This is a genomic window from Paenibacillus zeirhizosphaerae (assembly GCF_030705605.1).
In the GTDB taxonomy this organism is placed as follows: Bacteria; Bacillota; Bacilli; order Paenibacillales; family Paenibacillaceae; genus Paenibacillus; species Paenibacillus zeirhizosphaerae.
The window spans coordinates 414,094-434,744 of the sequence record NZ_JAPCKK010000014.1 but is presented as its reverse complement, the minus strand read 5'-3'; the positions used below and the strand labels follow the sequence as shown (position 1 = coordinate 434,744).

The window sequence follows — 20,651 nt, the reverse complement described above, 5'->3', positions numbered from 1 at the left end:
AACAGCAGACATGTTTGAAAAGGAGATTTTTTTATGCAGCTTCAACAACTTGCAGCACTGCTTACTACTTCACGAATAATCGGGGATGGCGGGGTCGAATGCGGGGGCATTCAGGCCGATTCCCGGAAGGTGCAGGCCGGAGATTTGTTTCTGTGCCTGCCCGGTTTTACTGTAGACGGACATGATTATGCGGAGCGGGCAGTTGCCGCGGGTGCTTCGGCGCTTGTTGTGGAAAGGGAGCTGGATTTGCCGGTTCCACAGCTTATTGTCAAGGATGCCCGTTTTGCGATGGCGGTGCTGTCAGATGCTTTTTTTGGAACACCCAGCCGTCAGCTTCATATGATAGGTGTAACGGGCACGAACGGAAAGACGACGACCACTCATCTGATCGAGCATATACTGAATGAGTCAGGAACCAAAACAGGACTGATCGGAACCATTCAGATGCGCTATGACGGAACAACCTTTCCGACATCCGGCACGACTCCGGAAGCGGTTGAGCTGCAAAGAGCTCTCGGCGATATGACCGGACGCGGCGTGTTATGCTGCGTGATGGAGGTTTCGTCACATGCCTTACAGCAGGGCAGAGTGAAGGGAACTGATTTTCGTACCGCTGTGTTCACCAACCTGACACAAGATCATCTTGATTATCATGATACGATGGAAGAATACCGGGCGGCCAAGGGCTTGCTTTTTTCCCGGCTGGGCAATAGCTTCGGGGCAGGCGGAGAAGATCATAAGTATGCGGTTTTGAATGCGGACGATCCGGCATCCGACTATTTTAAAGCATTGACCGCGGCGGAAGTGGTTACATACGGCCTAGGAGAAGATGCGGATGTGCGCGCAACGGAAATTTCCATAAGCGCGGGGGGGACCTCCTTCCATGTGGATACATTCCGGGGATCGGCGGACATCAGGCTGCGCATGGTAGGGAAATTTAACGTTTACAATGCCCTGGCGGCGATTACGGCCACATTGCTGGAGGGTCTGCCGCTGGAAGAGGTCAAGCGTTGCCTTGAATCCGTGACAGGAGTGGACGGGCGAGTTGAGCCTGTAGATGCCGGACAGCCTTTTGCGGTCATTGTGGATTATGCGCATACACCTGACGGGCTGGAGAACGTGCTTCGCACCGTGAAAGAGTTTGCGGCAGGCAGAGTAATTTGCGTATTCGGCTGCGGAGGGGACAGGGATAAAACCAAACGCCCGCTGATGGGCAAAATCGCCGCCAAGTACAGTGACCGGATTCTGGTAACTTCAGACAATCCCCGCACAGAGGATCCTGAACAGATCCTGCGCGATATCGAAAAAGGGCTGATTGAGGATGCGGTGGGACATGAGAAATATGAGCTGATCACAGATCGGCGCGCCGCGATCGGCAAAGCTATTGAAATGGCAAGCCCGGACGATGTAGTATTGATTGCGGGCAAAGGTCATGAGACCTACCAATTGATCGGAAAAACGGTGCTTGAATTTGATGACCGCATCGTTGCCAAAGAAGCGATAAGGGGCATATACAAGTGATTAATAGAACGTTGGCGCAAATAGCCTCGATGAGCGGCGGAACGCTTGCCGAATCTGACGGGGCCGATACCAAAATAACCGGGATCTATACGGATTCCAGGAACCCTTTGAAGGGCGGGCTGTTCGTTCCCATCGCCGGAGAGCGTTTTGACGGCCATGCTTTTGCGGACAACTGTATAGCTGAGGGGGCAGGCGCATTTTTCTGGCAGGAGGATCATGGAGCACCTCCTGCGGGGCCTGCCATTTTGGTGAGGGATACCCTTAAAGCGCTGCAGCAGTTAGCCGCAGCTTATTTGAAAGAAACCCGGGCTTATGTTGTCGGAATCACGGGTAGTAATGGGAAAACCACTACAAAGGATATCGTGGCTGCGCTCTTGTCCACGACCTTCAGAGTGCACAAAACGCAGGGCAATTATAATAATCATATCGGGCTGCCATTGACGGTTCTGTCCATGCCGGAAGAGACGCAGATTGCCATTCTGGAAATGGGCATGAGCGGAAGAGAGGAAATTCGCCTCCTGTCCCGGATTGCACAGCCGGACGTCGCTGTGATCACCAACATTGGCGAGGCCCATCTGCTGCAACTGGGCTCCAGAGAGGAGATCGCTCGTGCGAAGCTCGAGATTATCAGCGGACTCAAACCGGGCGGGCTGCTCATCTGCAATGGGGATGAACCGTTGCTGCCTTCCGTGCTGGCGGAGCCTGAGACGGAGCGGCCGGAGGAGATGAAGATATTTACCTTTGGGCTGCTGCAGGATAATGATGATTACCCGACAGAGATGACGACGCACGACAAGGGCATCATTTTTACCACGAAAAAGAGCGGGGCGGAAGCATTTGATCTGCCGTTGCTCGGCCGCCACAACGTGGTGAACTGCCTCGCAGCCATGGCGGTGGCGCGGCAGCTCGGAGTTGGCATGGAACAGATGCGCCAGGGGCTGGCTGGACTGAAGCTCACAGGCATGCGTATTGAGATGATCCTCTGCGACAACGGGCTTACGCTGCTTAACGATACTTATAATGCTAGTCCGCTTTCAATGAAGGCTGCAATTGATACGCTTGGCGGTTATAGCCCTAAAAATCGTAAAATTGCCGTGCTTGGAGACATGCTGGAGCTGGGAGCGGGAGAGGAGCAATATCACCGGGAGATCGGCAGGTACGCCGCCGCTGCCGGAGTGGACCTGCTATTCACCTACGGACCGCTTGGTTCCCACATTGCGGAGGGAGCGCGGGAGCAGATGGCGCAGGGCAGTGTGCACGCTTTTTCCGACAAAGACGAGCTTGTGACGGCGCTGCGTGAAGAGCTTTGTTCAGGAGATGTTGTGCTTCTCAAAGCTTCAAGGGGCATGAAACTGGAAACTGTTGTGGATGCGTTAAAAGAAGCTAATCCGCTGCAGAACGGATAAGGAGGAAAGGGGGATTACCATGGATATTCAACTGCTGCTGCTAACGATCGGGGTATCATTCATACTGGCGGTGATCGCTGCTCCCCTGCTGATTCCGCTGCTGCGCCGGATGAAATTCGGCCAGCAGGTCAGAGACGACGGACCCCAGAGCCATCTGAAGAAGACGGGTACGCCTACAATGGGCGGGGTCGTCATCCTGCTGGCGTTTACGCTGACGTATTTAAAGTTTTCAGCCATCAAAAACACAGACTTTTATGTATTGCTGGTGGCTACGCTTGGTTTTGGTCTGATCGGGTTCCTGGACGACTACATTAAAATTGTGTTCAAGCGATCGCTTGGGCTTACGCCGCGCCAAAAGCTGTTTGGCCAGCTTTTCTTTGCGGGCTTGATGTGCTGGCTGCTCATACAGAATGATCACAGTACAGTCATCGGCATTCCGGGAACATCCTGGTCCTTCGATTGGACCGGCTGGTTTTATTATCCTTTTATCGTTATCATGATGCTGGCCATAAGCAATGCGGTGAACTTCACGGATGGACTGGACGGGCTGCTGTCAGGTACAAGTGCAATTGCTTTCGGTGCCTATGCCATTATTGCCATCCAAGCCTCACTGCCGGCGGCGGTCTGCGCCGCTGCCATGATCGGTGCAGTGCTTGGCTTTCTCGTGTATAACGCACATCCCGCCAAAGTGTTTATGGGCGATACAGGTTCGCTCGGCATCGGCGGGGCCATTGGAGCAATCGCCATCGTTACGAAGAGTGAGCTCTTGTTCCTCATTATCGGCGGCGTTTTTGTAATTGAGATGCTTTCGGTCGTCATTCAGGTTGTTTCCTTCAAGACACGCGGCAAGCGTGTGTTCAAAATGAGTCCGATTCATCATCATTTTGAGCTGTCGGGATGGTCTGAATGGCGGGTAGTCATTACATTTTGGACGGTAGGGCTACTGCTGGCAGGACTTGGACTTTATCTGAGCAAGGGGTTGTAGAAAATGAAGCATCCAGATACTTATAAAGGCCTCGAAGTTGTCGTTCTGGGGCTGGCGAAAAGCGGAGTCCAGGTGGCGAAGGTGCTGCACAGATTGGGCGCTGTCGTTACGGCAAATGATCAAAAGGAAAGGGAACAGTGTCCCGAAGCTTCCGAATTGGAGGCTTTGGGAATTTCCGTTTTATACGGAGGGCATCCGGACGATCTGATTCACCCTGGTGTGAAGCTGCTGGTCAAAAATCCGGGCATTCCGTATACGGTTCCGCCGGTGCAAAAAGCGCTGGAGCTGGGTATTCGTGTTGTGACAGAGGTTGAGGTTGCCTATCACATCTGTGAAGCACCTATCATTGGCATTACCGGTTCAAATGGAAAAACCACCACCACCACATGGGTTGGTAAGCTGCTGGACGCTGCAGGCCTGAAGCCGATTGTGGCCGGGAATATCGGCACACCGCTCAGTGAGGCCGCCGCAGATGCGGAGAAGGGTAACTGGATGGTCGTAGAGCTGAGCAGCTTTCAATTGAAAGGTACACAGGATTTCCGTCCGACAGTGGCCTGTCTGCTGAATATCGCAGAGACCCATCTGGATTACCATGGCGGCATGGATGACTACATAGCTTCCAAGGCAAAGCTGTTCGAGAATCAGGGTCCGGAGGATATTGCGGTGCTGAATTGGGACGATCCGGTATGCCGCGGACTGGTTCCTTATATGAAGGGCAAAGTGCTGCCTTTTTCCTTGACCGAGCATCTGCAGGAGGGTGTGTACGCCGATCCCTCTTATGTGCCCGACGTGGAGGATGACATCAGGCGTGATATCGTGTATCGGGATGGCAGCGGGGTAATCCACCCGATTCTGTCTGTTGCGGAACTCGGAATCCCGGGGCGGTTTAATGTGGACAATGCGCTCGCCGCTTGCGCCATTGCGCTTGCGGCTGGGGCTCCGCTTTCCGCGCTGGGCGAGCCACTCTCTCATTTTAGAGGGGTAGAGCACCGGCTGGAATTTGTGGCCAAGCATGATGGAGTATCCTATTATAACAATTCAAAAGCAACCAATGCCAAGGCAACCCAGATGTCCTTGTCCTCCTTTAAGCAGCCTATCGTGCTGATCGCCGGTGGGCTTGATAGAGGGGCGGACTATCTTGAGCTTGTCCCAGTGCTGCAGGGCCGTGTAAAAGCTGTTGTTCTGCTTGGACAAACCAAGGAAAAGTTGGCAGAGGCTTCCAAGAAAGCAGGCATAGAACATATCGAGCTCGTCGATAATGGTGAGGATGCCGCCACCGCGCTAATCGAGGCTGTGAACAAGTCCGCTAGCCTTGCCGGGCCGGGAGATATCGTGCTTCTGTCTCCGGCCTGTGCGAGCTGGGATATGTTCAAATCCTATGAAGAGCGTGGACGCATTTTTAAAGAGGCGGTGCATAAATTGAAGTAGGGGGGTGGATAAGCCCCTACTTCGCTGCAAGGGGTGGCCTCCTCCATGAAACAGTCCCGTCCTCCGTCTCCGGATTTGTGGCTTTTTGCCTGTATTATAGGCTTGCTGGCCATCGGCATCGTAATGGTATACAGCGCTGGGGCTGTGCTCGCTTTCCGTGAATACGGGGATTCTTATTATTTCGTGAAAAGACAATTGCTGTTCGCAGGTCTCGGCCTTGCGGCCATGTGGTTCACAGCTTCGACGGACTACCGCGTGTGGCGGAAATACGCCAAGCCTCTGCTGCTGATCTGTTTTGTACTGCTGGTCGCAGTGCTGATTCCCGGCATTGGGGTTGTCCGCGGTGGTGCCCGGAGCTGGCTAGGCATCGGCTCGTTCGGCATACAGCCCTCGGAGTTTATGAAGCTTGGTATAATCCTGTTTCTTGCCAGTTGGCTTAGTCGTCCGGGGTATCCGATTAAATCGTTTCTGCACGGGCTGCTGCCCCCGCTAGGGCTGGCCGGACTGGCCTTCGGCATCATAATGATGCAGCCGGATCTGGGGACAGGCACCGTGATGATGGGCGCCTCCATGATTATTATTTTTACTGCTGGTGCCAGCATGAAACATCTAGGACTTTTGGGCCTATGCGGAGCCGCAGGCTTTGCAGCGCTGGTGGTGGCGGCTCCTTACCGGCTGAAGCGCATCACTGCTTTCCTGGATCCTTGGTCTGATCCGCTTGGAGCGGGCTATCAGATTATTCAGTCTTTATATGCCATCGGTCCCGGTGGCCTGGCCGGCCTTGGGCTCGGTATGAGCCGTCAGAAATACAGCTATGTGCCTGAGCCGCAAACCGATTTTATCTTTTCGATCTTGGCTGAGGAACTTGGTTTTATTGGCGGTCTTACCGTGATCCTGCTGTTTTTCATTCTCGTCTGGCGTGGCATGCGAACGGCTCTGACCATTCCTGACACCTTTGGCAGTCTGCTTGCCGTCGGGATTGTAGGCATGGTAGCTGTTCAGGTTGTCATTAATATCGGTGTAGTGATTGGTCTTATGCCTGTAACGGGTATCACGCTGCCTTTGATCAGCTACGGGGGTTCTTCACTCACCCTGATGCTGACAGCTCTCGGTATTTTATTGAATATATCACGTTTTGCGAGGTGAACCCTATGCGCGTCGTATTAAGCGGGGGCGGAACAGGTGGACACATTTATCCGGCTGTTGCCGTCGCTCGGCAGTGTGAGTCGGAAGACCCAGACGCTGCATTTTTATATATCGGAGGTAAGAGGGGACTTGAAAGCAAGCTGGTCCCGCAGGAGAAGCTTCCCTTCGAATCGATTGACATTACCGGCTTTCGGCGGAGCCTCTCTTTTGAAAATGTAAAGACAATAATGCGTTTTCTGCAGGGAGTACGTACCTCCAAAGCGCTGCTGAAAAAGTTCAAACCCGATGTAGTGGTCGGAACAGGCGGATATGTGTGCGGTCCTGTGGTATATGCCGCTTCCAGACTCGGAATCCCGACCATTATTCATGAGCAAAATGCCATTCCAGGATTGACCAATTCCTTTTTGAGTCGGTATGCGGATACGGTTGCCGTTAGCTTTGAGGGATCGGAGTCCGCTTTCCCTAAGGCGCGCAATGTTGTGTATACAGGCAATCCGCGGGCGACCACGGTACGAAGGGCTGACCGCAGCCGCGGGTTTGCAAGCCTAGGACTTCCGGAGGATAGTTCGATTGTCCTGGTGGTAGGGGGGAGTAGGGGGGCCAAAGCAATTAATCAGGCGATGATTGAAATGGCACCGCAACTTTCATCCCTGCCGGGCGTCCATTTTGTATATGTTACCGGGGAGAGCTACTTCGATAGTACTGTCGATGAGATACGGTCAAGGGTCGGTCCGCTGCCGGACCGGCTCCATGTGCTTCCTTACGTGCACAATATGCCTGAAGTGCTTGCCTGCACTTCCTTGATTGTGAACAGGGCAGGGGCCTCCTTTCTGGCGGAGATCACTTCTCTTGGCATTCCTTCCATATTGATCCCTTCTCCGAATGTGACGAACAATCATCAGGAGGCCAATGCCAGAACGCTGGAGCAGGCGGGGGCGGCTGTCATGATTCTGGAGAAGAACCTGAGCGGACAGAACCTCTTTGGGTCAATTGCGCATATCATGAACGATATCGGAGTAAGGGAAAACATGTCGGCTGCTTCTACGGGGCTCGGTAAGCCTGATTCGGCAGAGGCATTTCTTCAGGAAATCAGGAGATTGGCCGGCAGCAGATAAAAAGGCAGTCTATAGGCGATTGTCACCTTCCGGGTCATCTTGACATAAGATACCTTATCTTTAGACCATCACCCGGGAGCCGGTTGTTCGACAATAACAACCGCGTATCGGAGAAATCCGATGTTTTTCGTTATCCGCATGGCGGATTGCAAGCAAAGGAGGAACATTACAATGCAGCAGTGGATGCAGTTATTGGCCGCTCTAGACGTCGGTATGGTGCTGGAGCATGAGCCGCTGTCGAAATATACAACCTGGAAGATCGGTGGGCCGGCTGACGCGCTGGTCATTCCGGAAACCAAAGAACAATTGATGCGGCTGATGAGCTTTGTCCGTGAGCATGGAGTGCCTTGGATGCAGCTTGGCAGAGGATCCAATATGTTGGTTTCAGACAAGGGTATCCGCGGAATCGTTGTGAAGCTGGGCGAAGGGTTTGACTATGTCCGGTTTGAGGACGAAACTGTGATCGGGGGAGCCGGGTTATCCTTTGTCAAACTAAGTGTTCTGGCGGGCAAGCAGAGTCTGTCCGGTCTGGAATTCGCGGGCGGCATTCCAGGGACGGTGGGTGGGGCCGTCTACATGAACGCCGGTGCACACGGGTCTGATGTGTCGGAAATTTTCCAGTCTGCTGAGGTTGTACTGGAGACAGGTGAATTGGTGACTTATGACGCCGAAGGTATGCAATTCGGCTACCGTCATTCTGTACTGCATGAGCGCAGAGGAATTGTGCTGGAGGCGAAATTCGGGCTGAAGCACGGCGATCGCAAGGAAATTGCCGAGGTTTTATCCGCATACAAGGACCGCCGCAGGCGCACCCAGCCTTTGCAGATGGCTTGTGCAGGCAGCGTGTTTCGCAATCCTCCCGGCGATTACGCGGCGCGTCTCATAGAGTCCGCCGGGCTGAAAGGGATGAAAACAGGCGGAGCCGAAGTATCGACGCAGCATGCCAATTTCATTGTCAATACTGGGCAGGCAACAGCAGAGGACGTGCTTACCCTGATGCAGCATATTCAGAGCACCATATCATCTCAATCCGGTGTTCAGCTCGTGCCGGAGGTTTTCGTGGTGGGTGAGCGGTAAACTCGGAGGTGATACATTGGACAAATTGGTGATAGAAGGCGGGAATCCCCTGTCTGGCACCATACCGATCCATGGAGCGAAAAACGCAGCTTTGCCTATACTGGCGGCAAGCCTGCTCGCGAATGGGGAAGTTCAGATTCACAACGTGCCTCACCTGCTTGACATTAAGGTGATGCTCGGGATTCTGGAGAGGCTGGGCTGTAGTACATGTCATGAGCAGGATACCGTGTTTGTCGATTCGTCTAATTTGCTATCAACAGATATTCCGGAAGATCTGATGAAACAGATGCGGTCATCTATTTTTCTGATGGGACCGCTCCTCGTACGCTGCGGAGAAGTATCGTTCTATCAGCCGGGAGGTTGTGCGATCGGAGAACGGAAGTTCGATCTCCATCTGGAGGGCTTGAAAGCGCTAGGGGCTGATATCGAGGAGAGCTATGAGAAAATGACGTGCCAGGCCCGCAAGCTGATCGGAACGGATATCCATCTGGATTTTCCGAGCGTGGGGGCCACCGAAAACATTATGATGGCCGCGGTGCTGGCTGAAGGCAGAACAACAATCATCAACGCCGCCCGCGAGCCGGAAATTCAAGATTTGCAGAACTTTCTCAATGCCATGGGGGCTTCTATTATAGGAGCGGGCACGGACACCATTACCATCACCGGAGTGGACCGTCTGTATCCTTGCAGCTATGAAATTATCCCTGACCGGATCGTTGCCGGCACCATTATGATTGCCGCCGCTGCTACACGTGGCAGCGTCACACTTTCCCGCTGCTGTCCGTCCCATTTATCGTCGCTAATTCATGTGCTCCGCCGTGCCGGTGTTCAAATTAGCGTTTCCAATGATATAATGAACGTGAGTTGTATGGTTCGCCCCAAGGCGGTGGATAGGATTGTTACATCGCCATATCCGTTCTTTCCAACGGATTTGCAGTCCCAGGTTATGGTGCTGCTGTCGTTGGCGGATGGGTTCAGCGTCATGAAAGAAACCGTTTTTGAAAGCAGGTTCAAGCATGTTGATGAGCTAAACGTCATGGGGGCCGATATTTCCGTAGACATGAATGCGGCGTTTATCCGAGGTGTTCCCCGACTATACGGAGCAACGGTTGAAGCTACAGATCTGCGGGCGGGTGCTGCGCTGGTGATAGCCGGACTGGCAGCCAAAGGACGGACCACGGTCGAGCAGGTCCATCATATCGATAGAGGCTACGACCGGATCGAATCCCTTTTTCAGCATCTCGGCGCACGAATGCATCGGCAGTCCCCGGTAGCGGAGCAGCTTGATTTTGCAAATTAAACGCCTGCAGCGTCCCCTCCTGATTCGAGGGGACAGAGGGCATTTATGGAGAGAAATGATGCCACAAGCCAAAATTCCTGTTCTGCGTGAGCATAAACCCAAAATGAAGACCAGCCGTAAAATCGTATTGATTTTGATCCTCTTGTTCATTGTGTTGTTTGCCGTATTATTTTTCCGTTCTTCCCTAAGCAGGATCACGGAAATCGACTTCAAGGGGAGCCTGTTTACTTCGGAGGCGGAGCTTCTGAAGCAAAGCGCTCTTCACGTTGGAGGGCAATTTTTCGGAACCAGCACAGGAGAAGTGGAGGAGCGGTTAAAGGAAATCAAGACAATTCAATCAGTTCATGTGGACAAGCAGTTTCCAGGTATTATTAGCATTAATATTAAAGAATATGATACAGTTGCCTACGAAGTGGGTACAGATGGCAGCCTTCTTGCCATTTTGTCCAATGGGACAAGCGTGGGCGTTTCCAATAGCGGAATTGCCGTAGAGAAGCCTGTATTAACAAGCTGGAAGGCAGATGATCCATACAAAGCGGAACTTTGTAAGATTTTGTCGGATATCCCGGGTGAGTGGACAGCCGACATTTCCGAGATCATTCCTGATCCATCTCCTTCCTTCCCGGACCGGATCAAGATGTACACTCGATCTCAATTCGAAGTGCTCACTTCGGTCTCGCTGCTGGCGGAAAAAATCAGCTACCTGAATCAGGTGCTGGAGACAGAGGAGCCAGGCCTGGTCAGTATGTTTGAAGCGGACACCTATGTTCCTTTCCAACCGGAAGAAGAGGGCGGAGCAGTGGAAAATGACACTACTCAGTGATCATGAAAAATGCTAGAATAAATTTTATGTACTCTGCAGCTTGCTCCTTCTTTTTTCTTCAAATTTTTATTGGTTATCCAGAAGTTGGAACTTAAAAAATTTGTAGAAAAAAGAGGGATAAACGTTAATATGTTGAATTAAGTTAGGAAGTGCGTGTCTATGAACGAAGAAATTATGATGAAGTTAGGAGGTGCCACAGAATTGAGCGGCAATGACATCATAGTTAGTTTGGACATCGGTACGTCCAAAGTTCGTGCCATTATTGGGGAAATGAACAATGGAACCTTTAATATTATTGGAGTTGGAACTGCCGACTCGGAGGGAATTCGAAAAGGTGCAATTGTCGATATCGATCAGACCGTCCAATCGATCCGGAACGCCGTGGATCATGCTGAGCGTATGGTTGGTATTCAAATATCCGAAGTATACGTTGGGATTGCCGGTAATCATATCGGCCTGCAGACGAGCCATGGGGTTGTGGCCGTATCGAATGAGGATCGTGAGATTGGTGAGGAGGATATCGAACGGGTGCTGAAGGCAGCCGAGGTCATCGCTGTACCTCCTGAAAGGGAAATTATTGATGTGGTGGCCAAGCAATATGTGGTCGATGGATTGGAAGGAATTCAGGATCCGCGCGGAATGATCGGAGTCCGGCTTGAGGTGGAAGCAACCATTATTACCGGAGCCAAAACGCCAATACATAACCTGCTCCGGTGTGTAGAAAAAAGCGGTCTGCGGATTAAGGACCTGGTGCTTCTTCCCCTCGGTGCCGGACAGCTTTCTTTATCCAAGGATGAGAAAACGATGGGCTCGGTGCTTGTGGATATCGGTGCGGGTTCAACGACGATAGCGGTCTTTGAGGAAGGCAGCATTGCCGCTACTTCGACACTGCCAATCGGTGGAGAATATGTAACCAACGACATTGCTTACGGCTTGAGAACGTTGACAGATCAAGCGGAAAAAGTCAAGCTTAAATATGGATGCGCATGGTATAATGATGCGGCACCTGATGTTGTGTTTAAGGTAACCCGCATCGGCAGCAATGTGGACAAGGAATTTAACCAGCAGGATTTGGCTGCCATTATCGAGCCGAGAGTGCAGGAAATTTTCCAACTCGTTCAGGCTGAGGTTAAGCGTCTTGGTTACACAGGTCTACCCGGGGGTTATATACTTACCGGAGGTACCGTGGCAATGCCTGGAGTTCTTGAGGTGGCTCAGCACGAGCTTGCTGCATCGGTCCGGATTGCCGTGCCGGATTTTATTGGCGTAAGGGATCCAGGCTATACCAGCGGTGTTGGCATTTTGCATAACGCGATCCGTAATTATCGGTTACGTACCGCCGGCGGAAGCAGCAGTAATGTTAAAAAGCCTGCCAATCGCGCAAAAAGCAGCAGCCCCGCTCCGGAAAGTGAGCAGAAACCGGGATTGATCGAACGCTTGAAAAACATGTTCAGCGAGTTTATATAACGGTTGAAAGCTAATTAATGCCTATCATGGACGGGCCATCCATGCACATTGAGGGGGAGTTGGAATAGTATGTTGGAATTTGATTTTGAAATGGAGAGCTTGGCTCAAATAAAAGTAATTGGAGTAGGTGGAGGCGGAAGCAACGCTGTTAACCGAATGATTGAAAATGGCGTTCAAGGTGTCGAATTTATTACGGTGAACACGGACGCCCAAGCTCTGCATCTTGCCAAATCGGAGCATAAGCTCCAAATTGGCGACAAATTGACAAGGGGCCTTGGCGCGGGCGCAAACCCTGACGTGGGGAAGAAAGCTGCCGAGGAATCTCGTGATTTGATTATGAACACCCTTAAAGGGGCGGACATGGTGTTTGTAACCGCCGGCATGGGTGGGGGTACAGGTACAGGGGCCGCTCCCGTAATCGCCGAAATTGCCAAGGAATGCGGTGCCCTCACAGTAGGTGTGGTTACGCGTCCATTTACATTCGAAGGGCGTAAGCGCTCGAGCCACGCGGAGCAGGGGATTGAGGGACTGAAAGAGAAAGTGGACACGCTTATCGTCATCCCGAACGACCGCCTGCTTGAAATCGTGGATAAGAAAACACCGATGCTTGAGGCGTTCCGTGAAGCAGACAACGTTCTGCGTCAGGCCGTCCAGGGTATTTCCGACTTGATCGCCGTACCAGGGTTGATTAACCTTGACTTTGCGGATGTGAAGACGATCATGACCGAACGCGGCTCTGCCCTGATGGGTATTGGTTACGCAACAGGTGAGAATCGTGCGGCAGAAGCGGCACGCAAGGCTATTATGAGCCCGCTGCTTGAGACATCCATCGAAGGAGCCCGCGGTGTAATTATGAACATTACCGGCGGTTCGAATCTTTCCCTCTATGAAGTCAACGAAGCGGCCGAAATCGTAACCTCAGCCTCTGATCCGGAAGTCAACATGATTTTTGGTGCCATTATCGATGAGGAGATGAAGGAAGAGATCAAAGTAACCGTTATTGCCACCGGCTTTGAAGGCAAAGCGGCAGCGCCTGCACCGGTCCGCAAACCGGTTGTCAACAATTCGGAACCTTCTGATAATCGTTCACCGAACCTGCGCCCTTTCAGTAATCAGACAAGCGGTGACCAGCTCGATATCCCGACATTTTTACGCAATCGTTCCCGCAATAATAACGATTAATTGTCTTCTACACGATAAACCGTATTTTCCATGATGGAGAATACGGTTTTTTTGTTATTCATTACAGAGCATAAGCCATTCTTCCACAAGTAATCGACAAAAAAAGTCCGGCTGCGCCTTCCAGCGTTAGACAGACTTTGTTCCATTCCGCTTTTATACTGGTCATATCCTCCAGGAGCTTAGGCGGGGTGAAGAGAGATGGTTGTCTATATCGATTTGATTTTCCTGACGAACCTGCTTATTGATGCGGTACTGCTGCTCGTTACAGCCTGGATGAGGAAACTGCGCCCTGCATGGTGGAAATTGCTGCTGTCCGCGGCCCTTGGCGCAATGTACGTTGTCATGATGTTCATACCGCAGCTGTCCTTTATGTTTACTTTTTTGATCAAATTCGGATTGTCCGTATGTATGCTGCTGACCGCCTTCGGATTTGGCGGCTTGCAGAACTTTCTGCGCACGACCGGTGCCTTTTATGTGGTCAATTTTGTAGCGGCTGGCGGTATATTAGGAGTTCACTACCTGCTGCAAAGCCGGGGGGAGCTATTCAATGGCATATGGTTTACGGCTACAGGCGTGATGTCATTTGAAACGAGAATGGCCTTTTGGTTCATCTTCTGTGTATTTGGCGTTGTGATGCTTATTTTTTATTCCGTGCAGGCAACCAGGCGGCGGACTGAACAAATTTCAACTTTTATAGGTGAAGTTGAGGTCTGTATTGATGGGGTGTGCGTTAAGTGTACAGGCCTGCTGGATACGGGCAATCAGTTAAATGACCCGATGACACGTTTGCCTGTCATGGTGATGGAGGCTTCTCTGTGGAGTGACTACTTACCCCAGGACTGGTCCAGATTTTTGACGAACGGCGAAGCAGACAACCTGGTCATGAATCTAGAAGAAACGTACGTATGGCGGGATCGTTTACGTCTGGTTCCTTACAGGGGGATCAACAGGAGCATGGCCTTTATGCTGGCGGTCAAGCCGGATGAGGTCAAGGTTACGATGAAGGATCAGACGTTCACGCACCATCGTGTGCTGATCGGCCTGGACGGAGGAAAATTATCCTCTGAAGGGCGTTATCAGGCCGTAATTCATCCAGAGCTGACGGCATCAGAGACGACCGACGTGTCGGCCTGACGAGACTGCCTGACAACGATATTTTATAGGAGGACTACCATGCGCATAAAATGGAAATTTGCTTTGCAGCTACAGTATTACCGACTTCTTTTTTTGCTGGGCCTTAAAGCTGAAGAAATTTATTATATAGGAGGTAGTGAAGCCCTGCCGCCCCCTCTGACAAGGGAAGAAGAGGAATATCTGCTGCAGAAGCTGTCTTCCGGAGATGCCGCTATCCGGGCTATGTTGATCGAACGCAACCTGCGGCTGGTTGTTTACATCGCCAGAAAGTTCGAGAATACCGGCATCAACATCGAAGATTTGGTCTCCATTGGAGCGATTGGTCTGATCAAAGCGGTAAATACCTTCGATCCCGAGAAAAAAATCAAGCTGGCTACGTATGCGTCCCGCTGTATCGAAAATGAAATTCTCATGTATTTGCGGCGTAATAACAAAACAAGAACAGAGGTATCCTTCGATGAACCACTAAACATCGATTGGGACGGGAATGAACTGCTGCTTTCTGATGTGCTTGGAACAGAGAACGATACGATCTACCGCAATATAGAAGAGCAGGTGGACCGTAAGCTGCTTCACAAGGCTCTGGATAAACTGACGGACCGCGAACGCCTTATTATGGAGCTGCGCTTCGGGCTGCAGGATGGTGAGGAAAAAACGCAGAAAGATGTGGCTGATCTGCTTGGAATCTCCCAATCCTACATATCACGTCTTGAAAAAAGAATTATTAAACGTCTGCGGAAGGAATTCAATAAGATGGTCTGACAGCCGGATTTACTTCTGCCTTTGAGGATCGGGAAAAGGAATAAAATGTCCGGCCCAGGAGATAATGAACATTAATGTTGCTCCTTGGGAGGTTATGACACGATGACCCGTAACAAAGTCGAAATTTGCGGTGTGGATACCGCCAAACTGCCGGTTTTGACCAACGTGGAGATGCGTGAATTATTCACATCTCTGCAGCAAAACAATGAACGTTCAGCCAGAGAAAAACTGGTGAACGGCAACCTGCGGCTGGTACTGAGCGTGATCCAACGTTTCAATAATCGGGGGGAATATGTTGACGATCTGTTTCAAGTCGGCTGCATCGGATTGATGAAAGCCATAGACAATTTCGACTTGTCCCAAAATGTTAAATTTTCCACTTATGCGGTTCCGATGATCATCGGTGAAATCCGCAGGTATTTGCGGGATAACAATCCGATACGGGTGTCGCGCTCCTTGCGGGATATCGCGTATAAGGCCCTTCAGGTCAGAGATAATCTGACCACCGTCAATTCGCGGGAGCCTACGATTTTTGAAATTTCCGAAGCGCTCAATGTACCCAAAGAGGATGTGGTATTTGCGCTTGACGCCATTCAGGATCCGGTCTCTCTCTTTGAACCCATTTATCATGACGGCGGTGACCCGATCTACGTCATGGACCAGATCAGTGATGACAAAAACAAGGACGTATCCTGGATCGAGGAAATTGCATTGCGTGAAGCGATGCAGCGGCTTGGGCAACGTGAGAAAATGATTTTGTCCATGCGGTTTTTCGAAGGAAAAACCCAGATGGAAGTCGCCGATGAAATTGGTATTTCACAGGCACAAGTGTCCAGGCTGGAAAAATCGGCTATTCAGCAAATGCAGAAGCATGTAAAGTCTTAGCACCGCAGGCGCAGGACTGATCCCTTTGTATAACGACCCGCTCAGGGTCGTTTTTATTTTGTACTGCACGAGGCGTAGGGGGAAAGTTCGGCTTTATGAATCATATGCTGTAAGTAAAGGATGTGATCATATGAATGTGCCGGATGAGGGGCTGTACAGCATAAAAATATCGGATTTCCAAAGCAAGGATGTCATTAATATTATGGATGGTCGCAGGTTGGGACAGATCTGCGATTTGGAGATTGATCCAAGACTAGGCCGAATAGAAGCGATTGTCATGCCCGTTCCAGGCGGATTCTTTGGATTGTTCCGGGCGCGAAAAGAACTGGTCATCCCCTGGCATAATATCGTCAAGATCGGGCCGGATGTCATTTTGGTAAGGCATGAGTACATAGAAGAATGGCAGGTGGAGGAGCATGTGTACAAAACAGGCGGGGGAGTCAGGGGAATCTGGGCAGATAGAGACACGGTGCGCTGATTTTGGTACACTGGCTTGTAGAGGTGAGAACATGATAGAACCATTTGTCTTGGAAGCGATGGCTGCGGGGGGTCCGCAAGGCGGAGAAGGGTACGTGCCTGAGCTGCTGTTTATAGATGTATGGCGGGAGCAATTTCTGGGATTGACGGCCGGTTTTACGAGCCGTCGCGGCGGCGTTGGCAAGGAGCCCTACAGCAGTCTGAACTGCGCTTTGCATGTGGGGGAACATCCGGATACGGTAATCACCAACCGTGAGCTGATTGCAAGGAGGCTGGGCTTCGAACCGGAAGCATGGACATGCGGAGAACAGGTGCATGGCAACAGGGTCGTTGCCGTGAAGGAAGAAGACCGCGGCAGAGGGTTTCTGAACCGGGAATCGGCCTTTCAGGATGCAGATGGGTTGGTGACGGACGTACCGGGAATCCTGCTGACCTCCTTTTATGCGGATTGTGTCCCTCTTTTTTTCATCGATCCGGTCCGGCGTGTGGTTGGACTCGCTCACGCGGGCTGGAAGGGGACAGTCTCGGAAATAGCTGTGCATATGGTGGAGACGATGGTGGAAGAATACGGCTCAAAGAGAGAGGATTTACGGGCAGCTATCGGCCCTTCAATCGGGCTCTGTTGCTACGAGGTAGATGAAGTCGTGATGGACAGAATCATGGCTTTGGAGGCTGATATTCCGGGTAATGAAGTGTGGGAAGGTAATGTATATACCGAGCTTGGCGAGGGAAAATGGATGCTTGACTTGAAACAATGCAACCGACAGATTATGATGAAAGCAGGAATATTGCCGACCCATATCGAATGTACAACGTTATGCACAAGCTGCAATAACGATTTGTTTTTTTCGCACCGTAAGGAAAAGGGCTTGACGGGAAGAATGGCAAGTTGGATCGGACTGGAAAAGAGGTGAATCTTCCCGTGTCGCTGGGAGATCGGATTCAGAAGGTGAATGAGCGTGTGGAAGCTGCCTGTCTGCGCAGTGGAAGGGCTCGTAAAGAAGTAAATATAATCGCTGTTACCAAATATGTATCCGGGAGAGCGATGTCTTCTGTGTTGGACAGCGGCCTCCTGCATGTCGGGGAGAATCGCTGGCAGCAGGCTGAAGAGAAGTGGAAGCAGCTTGGAGACCGTGGAATATGGCACTTCATCGGAAACCTGCAGACGAATAAAGTCAAGGACATTATCGGCAAATTTCAATATATACATTCGCTTGACCGCCTCTCTCTTGCCAAGGAACTGGAGAAGAAGGCGGCAGATATGAATTTGACGGTTAAGACCTTTCTGCAGATCAACATTTCGGGGGAAGAGAGTAAGCACGGCCTGCAGCCAGGCCAAGCCGCGGCATTTTTGAAGGACATATCCGGTCTGAAGCATGTGCAGGTGGTCGGACTGATGACGATGGCTCCCCATGTTGACGATCCTGAGCTGACGCGCCCGGTATTTAGGGGTCTGCGTGAGCTGCGGGATGAGCTGAACGGACAAGCCCTTACTCCAGAACCGCTTAAGGAATTGTCCATGGGCATGTCTAATGATTTTGAAGTGGCTGTGGAGGAAGGCGCAACCTGGTTGCGGCTCGGTTCCATTCTGGTGGGAAAAGAGGAGGATGAAGTATGGGCGTAATGAATAAATTTATGAACTTCCTCGGTCTGCAGGAGGAGGAAGAAGTCGTAGAGCGGGAAAGATTGCCCGAAGAGGATGAAGAAATTGAAACCCCCAGCTTTGACAAACGTAAAAACCCTAGGGGCAGCAATGTGGTTAACAATGTGGTCAGCATCCATTCCCAGAAAAATGTGAAGGTCGTCCTGTATGAACCTCGCTCATACGACGAGGCACAGGAGATTGCCGACCATGTCCGTTCCCATCGTTCGGTTGTTGTGAACCTGCAGCGTATTCGCAAGGATCAGGCTCTCCGCATTATTGATTTTCTGAGTGGTACGGTGTATGCCGTAAATGGGGGCATTTCAAAAGTCGGCCATAATATTTTTCTCTGCACACCGGATACGGTGGAGATTCAGGGTTCCATAACGGAAATATTGGCTGAGACAGAAACAGAACTTGATAGAATGAGGTGAACCTATTTTGCCTGTTGAGCAAATTATATACTTACTGGCGCGAATTTATCAGTACATGATTATCGTGTACGTCCTTCTCTCCTGGCTTCCCAACGCGCGGGAAAGCTTTATAGGGGAAATACTGGGCAAGCTGGTGGAACCCTATTTGGCGCCGTTTCGCCGGTTTATACCGCCAATCTTCGGGATGATCGACATCTCGCCGATCGTAGCCTTGATTGTATTGAATATGGCTTCTTATGGTCTGGTATCGCTGATCGGCTATATCGTCTAGGAGGTTTACATGCGAACCGAAATTTATGCCCATTTCCACCCGGACGAGAAGGAATTTGTCGACCGGGCTTGGGAGTGGGTAGAGCGAGCGGGGCAATTTCACGAACATAAGCTGACCGATTTTCTGGACCCTCGTCAGGCTTACATATTGGGCACGCTGGCTGCCCGCCGCAATGACGTACAGATTCGCTTCGACGGCGGATATGAAGCGGCGGAACGCAAGCGTGCCCTTGTGGCGCCGGATTACAGTTACCTGGAGGATGAGGAGATGGACATGCAGGTATTGGCCATATCCTCTGATGACAAGAAAATTGGGGAGCTGGAGCACGGCGATTATATGGGAGCAGTTCTGGCTCTTGGGATCAAACGGGGCAAAATAGGAGATATTCATGTCCTTGATGATGGATGCCATATCGTTACGGCAGCGGATATCGGTCCTTTTTTAACGATGCATCTTCAGCAGGTCCATCGGGTGCATGTGCACAGTGACCTGCTGCCGCCGGATCAGCTACAGGCGAAAGCGGGATCGTTGGAAACAATGGAATTCACAGTAGCGTCCCTCCGGCTGGATGCGATCGTCAGTGACGTGTACAGGCTCAGCCGCAGCAAGGTGCTTGCTCCGATCAGGGCGGGCCGCTGTCGTGTGAACTGGAAGGCGGAAGAAAACCCTGCGACTTCTCTTCAAGAAGGGGACGTTATTTCTTTTCAGGGTTTTGGGCGATTTAAGATATTGGAAACCGGTGGTTTGACGAAAAAAGGAAGACAACGTGTAATGATCGGCAAATTTGTATAAAGATAAGGCAGGAATCTATTTCTTTTTGTCGAATTGGTTATGCTAACAACAACCCCTCGTTTTTTGGCCGATGACAGAATATGAAGAACTGCGGAGAAGACCAATCTTTTAGGAGGTGCACATCATGCCATTATCCCCATTGGATATACATAATAAGGAGTTTGCACGCCGGCTTCGCGGTTATGACGAAGACCAGGTGAACGAATTCCTAGACCAGGTGATCAAGGATTATGAGGCTGTAATCCGCGAGAACAAGGAGCTCGGCAACGAGCTGATGACGATTCAGGAGAAGCTTGATCACTTCTCCAACATTGAAGAGACGCTGAGCAAAACCATCATTGTAGCCCAGGAAGCTGCTGATGAGGTGAAGAATAACGCCAAGAAAGAGGCGCAGCTAATCGTGAAGGAAGCGGAGAAGAACGCTGACCGCATCGTGAACGAGGCTCTGTCGAAATCCCGCAAGATTGCGTTGGAAGTGGAAGAGCTTAAGAAGCAGGCCTCCATCTACCGTGCCCGTTTCCGCACGCTGGTTGAAGCTCAGTTGGATCTCCTTAGCCAGGACGGATGGGAAGCGCTGGAGAACCGTGAACGTGAGGTTTTGGAACGTGAGCGGGAAATGAAAGAAATTTACTGATGGTATCGTCTTGCGGCCATTGACTTTTGACAATAAGTAAGCTATATTTTTTCACTATAGCAGGACGTATTGTCACGTTTACATGAAAAATTCCGTGATGGGACCCAGTAAGTCATGAATTTGTTCCCCAGAGAGTTGGCATTCAGGTGCAAGCCAATGTGCAGAACATG

The 20,651-nt window shown here is 51.1% G+C and carries 21 protein-coding genes and 1 other annotated feature (1 of these 22 running past the window's edge); all 21 genes read left to right on the top strand.

The genetic code is table 11. The annotated features are described in order from the left end of the window. Positions 1–33: 33 nt before the first annotated feature. On the top strand, positions 34–1,521 hold the full coding sequence (locus OIN60_RS09155; protein WP_305754542.1) for a UDP-N-acetylmuramoyl-L-alanyl-D-glutamate--2,6-diaminopimelate ligase: 1,488 nt from the start codon (positions 34–36) through the stop codon (positions 1,519–1,521). Further along, positions 1,521–2,927, top strand: a complete 1,407-nt coding sequence (locus tag OIN60_RS09150; protein WP_305754655.1) for a UDP-N-acetylmuramoyl-tripeptide--D-alanyl-D-alanine ligase — start codon at positions 1,521–1,523, stop codon at positions 2,925–2,927. Before OIN60_RS09155 ends, OIN60_RS09150 begins: the two co-directional genes overlap by 1 nt. Positions 2,928–2,946: 19 nt before the next feature. After that, positions 2,947–3,912: a phospho-N-acetylmuramoyl-pentapeptide-transferase gene (gene mraY / locus OIN60_RS09145; protein WP_305754541.1), complete on the top strand. Its 966-nt coding sequence runs from the start codon at positions 2,947–2,949 to the stop codon at positions 3,910–3,912. A 3-nt stretch (positions 3,913–3,915) separates the two neighbouring features. Next, complete coding sequence (gene murD / locus OIN60_RS09140) at positions 3,916–5,340, top strand: UDP-N-acetylmuramoyl-L-alanine--D-glutamate ligase (protein ID WP_305754540.1); 1,425 nt, start codon at positions 3,916–3,918, stop codon at positions 5,338–5,340. Positions 5,341–5,385: 45 nt separating this feature from the next. Continuing rightward, positions 5,386–6,486 (top strand): stage V sporulation protein E, encoded by a 1,101-nt coding sequence (gene spoVE / locus OIN60_RS09135; protein WP_305754539.1) that lies wholly within the window; start codon positions 5,386–5,388, stop codon positions 6,484–6,486. A gap of 5 nt (positions 6,487–6,491) precedes the next feature. After that, positions 6,492–7,601 (top strand): undecaprenyldiphospho-muramoylpentapeptide beta-N-acetylglucosaminyltransferase, encoded by a 1,110-nt coding sequence (gene murG / locus OIN60_RS09130; protein ID WP_305754538.1) that lies wholly within the window; start codon positions 6,492–6,494, stop codon positions 7,599–7,601. Positions 7,602–7,772: 171 nt separating this feature from the next. Further along, a complete protein-coding gene (murB, locus tag OIN60_RS09125) occupies positions 7,773–8,678 on the top strand; it encodes a UDP-N-acetylmuramate dehydrogenase (RefSeq protein WP_305754537.1) in 906 nt (301 codons plus the stop codon). Positions 8,679–8,694: 16 nt separating this feature from the next. Next, positions 8,695–9,978, top strand: a complete 1,284-nt coding sequence (gene murA / locus OIN60_RS09120) for a UDP-N-acetylglucosamine 1-carboxyvinyltransferase (RefSeq protein WP_503122963.1) — start codon at positions 8,695–8,697, stop codon at positions 9,976–9,978. Positions 9,979–10,036: 58 nt separating this feature from the next. Then, the gene (locus tag OIN60_RS09115; protein WP_305754654.1) at positions 10,037–10,801 is read left to right on the top strand and encodes a cell division protein FtsQ/DivIB; all 765 of its coding nucleotides are present in this window, start codon (positions 10,037–10,039) and stop codon (positions 10,799–10,801) included. A gap of 201 nt (positions 10,802–11,002) precedes the next feature. Continuing rightward, entirely contained in the window at positions 11,003–12,268 is a 1,266-nt protein-coding gene (ftsA, locus tag OIN60_RS09110; protein ID WP_305754653.1) for a cell division protein FtsA, read from the top strand. A 69-nt stretch (positions 12,269–12,337) separates the two neighbouring features. Beyond that, on the top strand, positions 12,338–13,450 hold the full coding sequence (gene ftsZ / locus OIN60_RS09105; RefSeq protein ID WP_305754535.1) for a cell division protein FtsZ: 1,113 nt from the start codon (positions 12,338–12,340) through the stop codon (positions 13,448–13,450). 198 nt (positions 13,451–13,648) lie between these two features. Next, positions 13,649–14,584 (top strand): sigma-E processing peptidase SpoIIGA, encoded by a 936-nt coding sequence (gene spoIIGA / locus OIN60_RS09100; protein WP_305754534.1) that lies wholly within the window; start codon positions 13,649–13,651, stop codon positions 14,582–14,584. 39 nt (positions 14,585–14,623) lie between these two features. Continuing rightward, the gene (gene sigE, locus OIN60_RS09095; RefSeq protein WP_305754533.1) at positions 14,624–15,346 is read left to right on the top strand and encodes an RNA polymerase sporulation sigma factor SigE; all 723 of its coding nucleotides are present in this window, start codon (positions 14,624–14,626) and stop codon (positions 15,344–15,346) included. Between the two features lie 102 nt (positions 15,347–15,448). Continuing rightward, complete coding sequence (gene sigG, locus OIN60_RS09090; RefSeq protein ID WP_305754532.1) at positions 15,449–16,231, top strand: RNA polymerase sporulation sigma factor SigG; 783 nt, start codon at positions 15,449–15,451, stop codon at positions 16,229–16,231. Positions 16,232–16,361: 130 nt separating this feature from the next. Next, positions 16,362–16,709, top strand: a complete 348-nt coding sequence (locus OIN60_RS09085) for a YlmC/YmxH family sporulation protein (RefSeq protein WP_305754531.1) — start codon at positions 16,362–16,364, stop codon at positions 16,707–16,709. Positions 16,710–16,743: 34 nt separating this feature from the next. Beyond that, entirely contained in the window at positions 16,744–17,622 is an 879-nt protein-coding gene (gene pgeF / locus OIN60_RS09080) for a peptidoglycan editing factor PgeF (RefSeq protein ID WP_370872453.1), read from the top strand. 8 nt (positions 17,623–17,630) lie between these two features. Beyond that, positions 17,631–18,332, top strand: a complete 702-nt coding sequence (locus tag OIN60_RS09075; protein ID WP_305754651.1) for a YggS family pyridoxal phosphate-dependent enzyme — start codon at positions 17,631–17,633, stop codon at positions 18,330–18,332. After that, complete coding sequence (locus OIN60_RS09070) at positions 18,323–18,784, top strand: cell division protein SepF (protein WP_305754530.1); 462 nt, start codon at positions 18,323–18,325, stop codon at positions 18,782–18,784. The genes OIN60_RS09075 and OIN60_RS09070 overlap by 10 nt, the downstream gene beginning before the upstream one ends. A gap of 7 nt (positions 18,785–18,791) precedes the next feature. Continuing rightward, positions 18,792–19,055, top strand: a complete 264-nt coding sequence (locus OIN60_RS09065) for a YggT family protein (protein WP_305754529.1) — start codon at positions 18,792–18,794, stop codon at positions 19,053–19,055. Positions 19,056–19,064: 9 nt separating this feature from the next. Then, a complete protein-coding gene (locus tag OIN60_RS09060; protein WP_305754528.1) occupies positions 19,065–19,847 on the top strand; it encodes a YlmH family RNA-binding protein in 783 nt (260 codons plus the stop codon). Between the two features lie 124 nt (positions 19,848–19,971). Then, entirely contained in the window at positions 19,972–20,481 is a 510-nt protein-coding gene (locus OIN60_RS09055) for a DivIVA domain-containing protein (protein ID WP_305754527.1), read from the top strand. 85 nt (positions 20,482–20,566) lie between these two features. Beyond that, positions 20,567–20,651: a binding site (T-box leader), on the top strand (it continues 193 nt past the right edge of the window).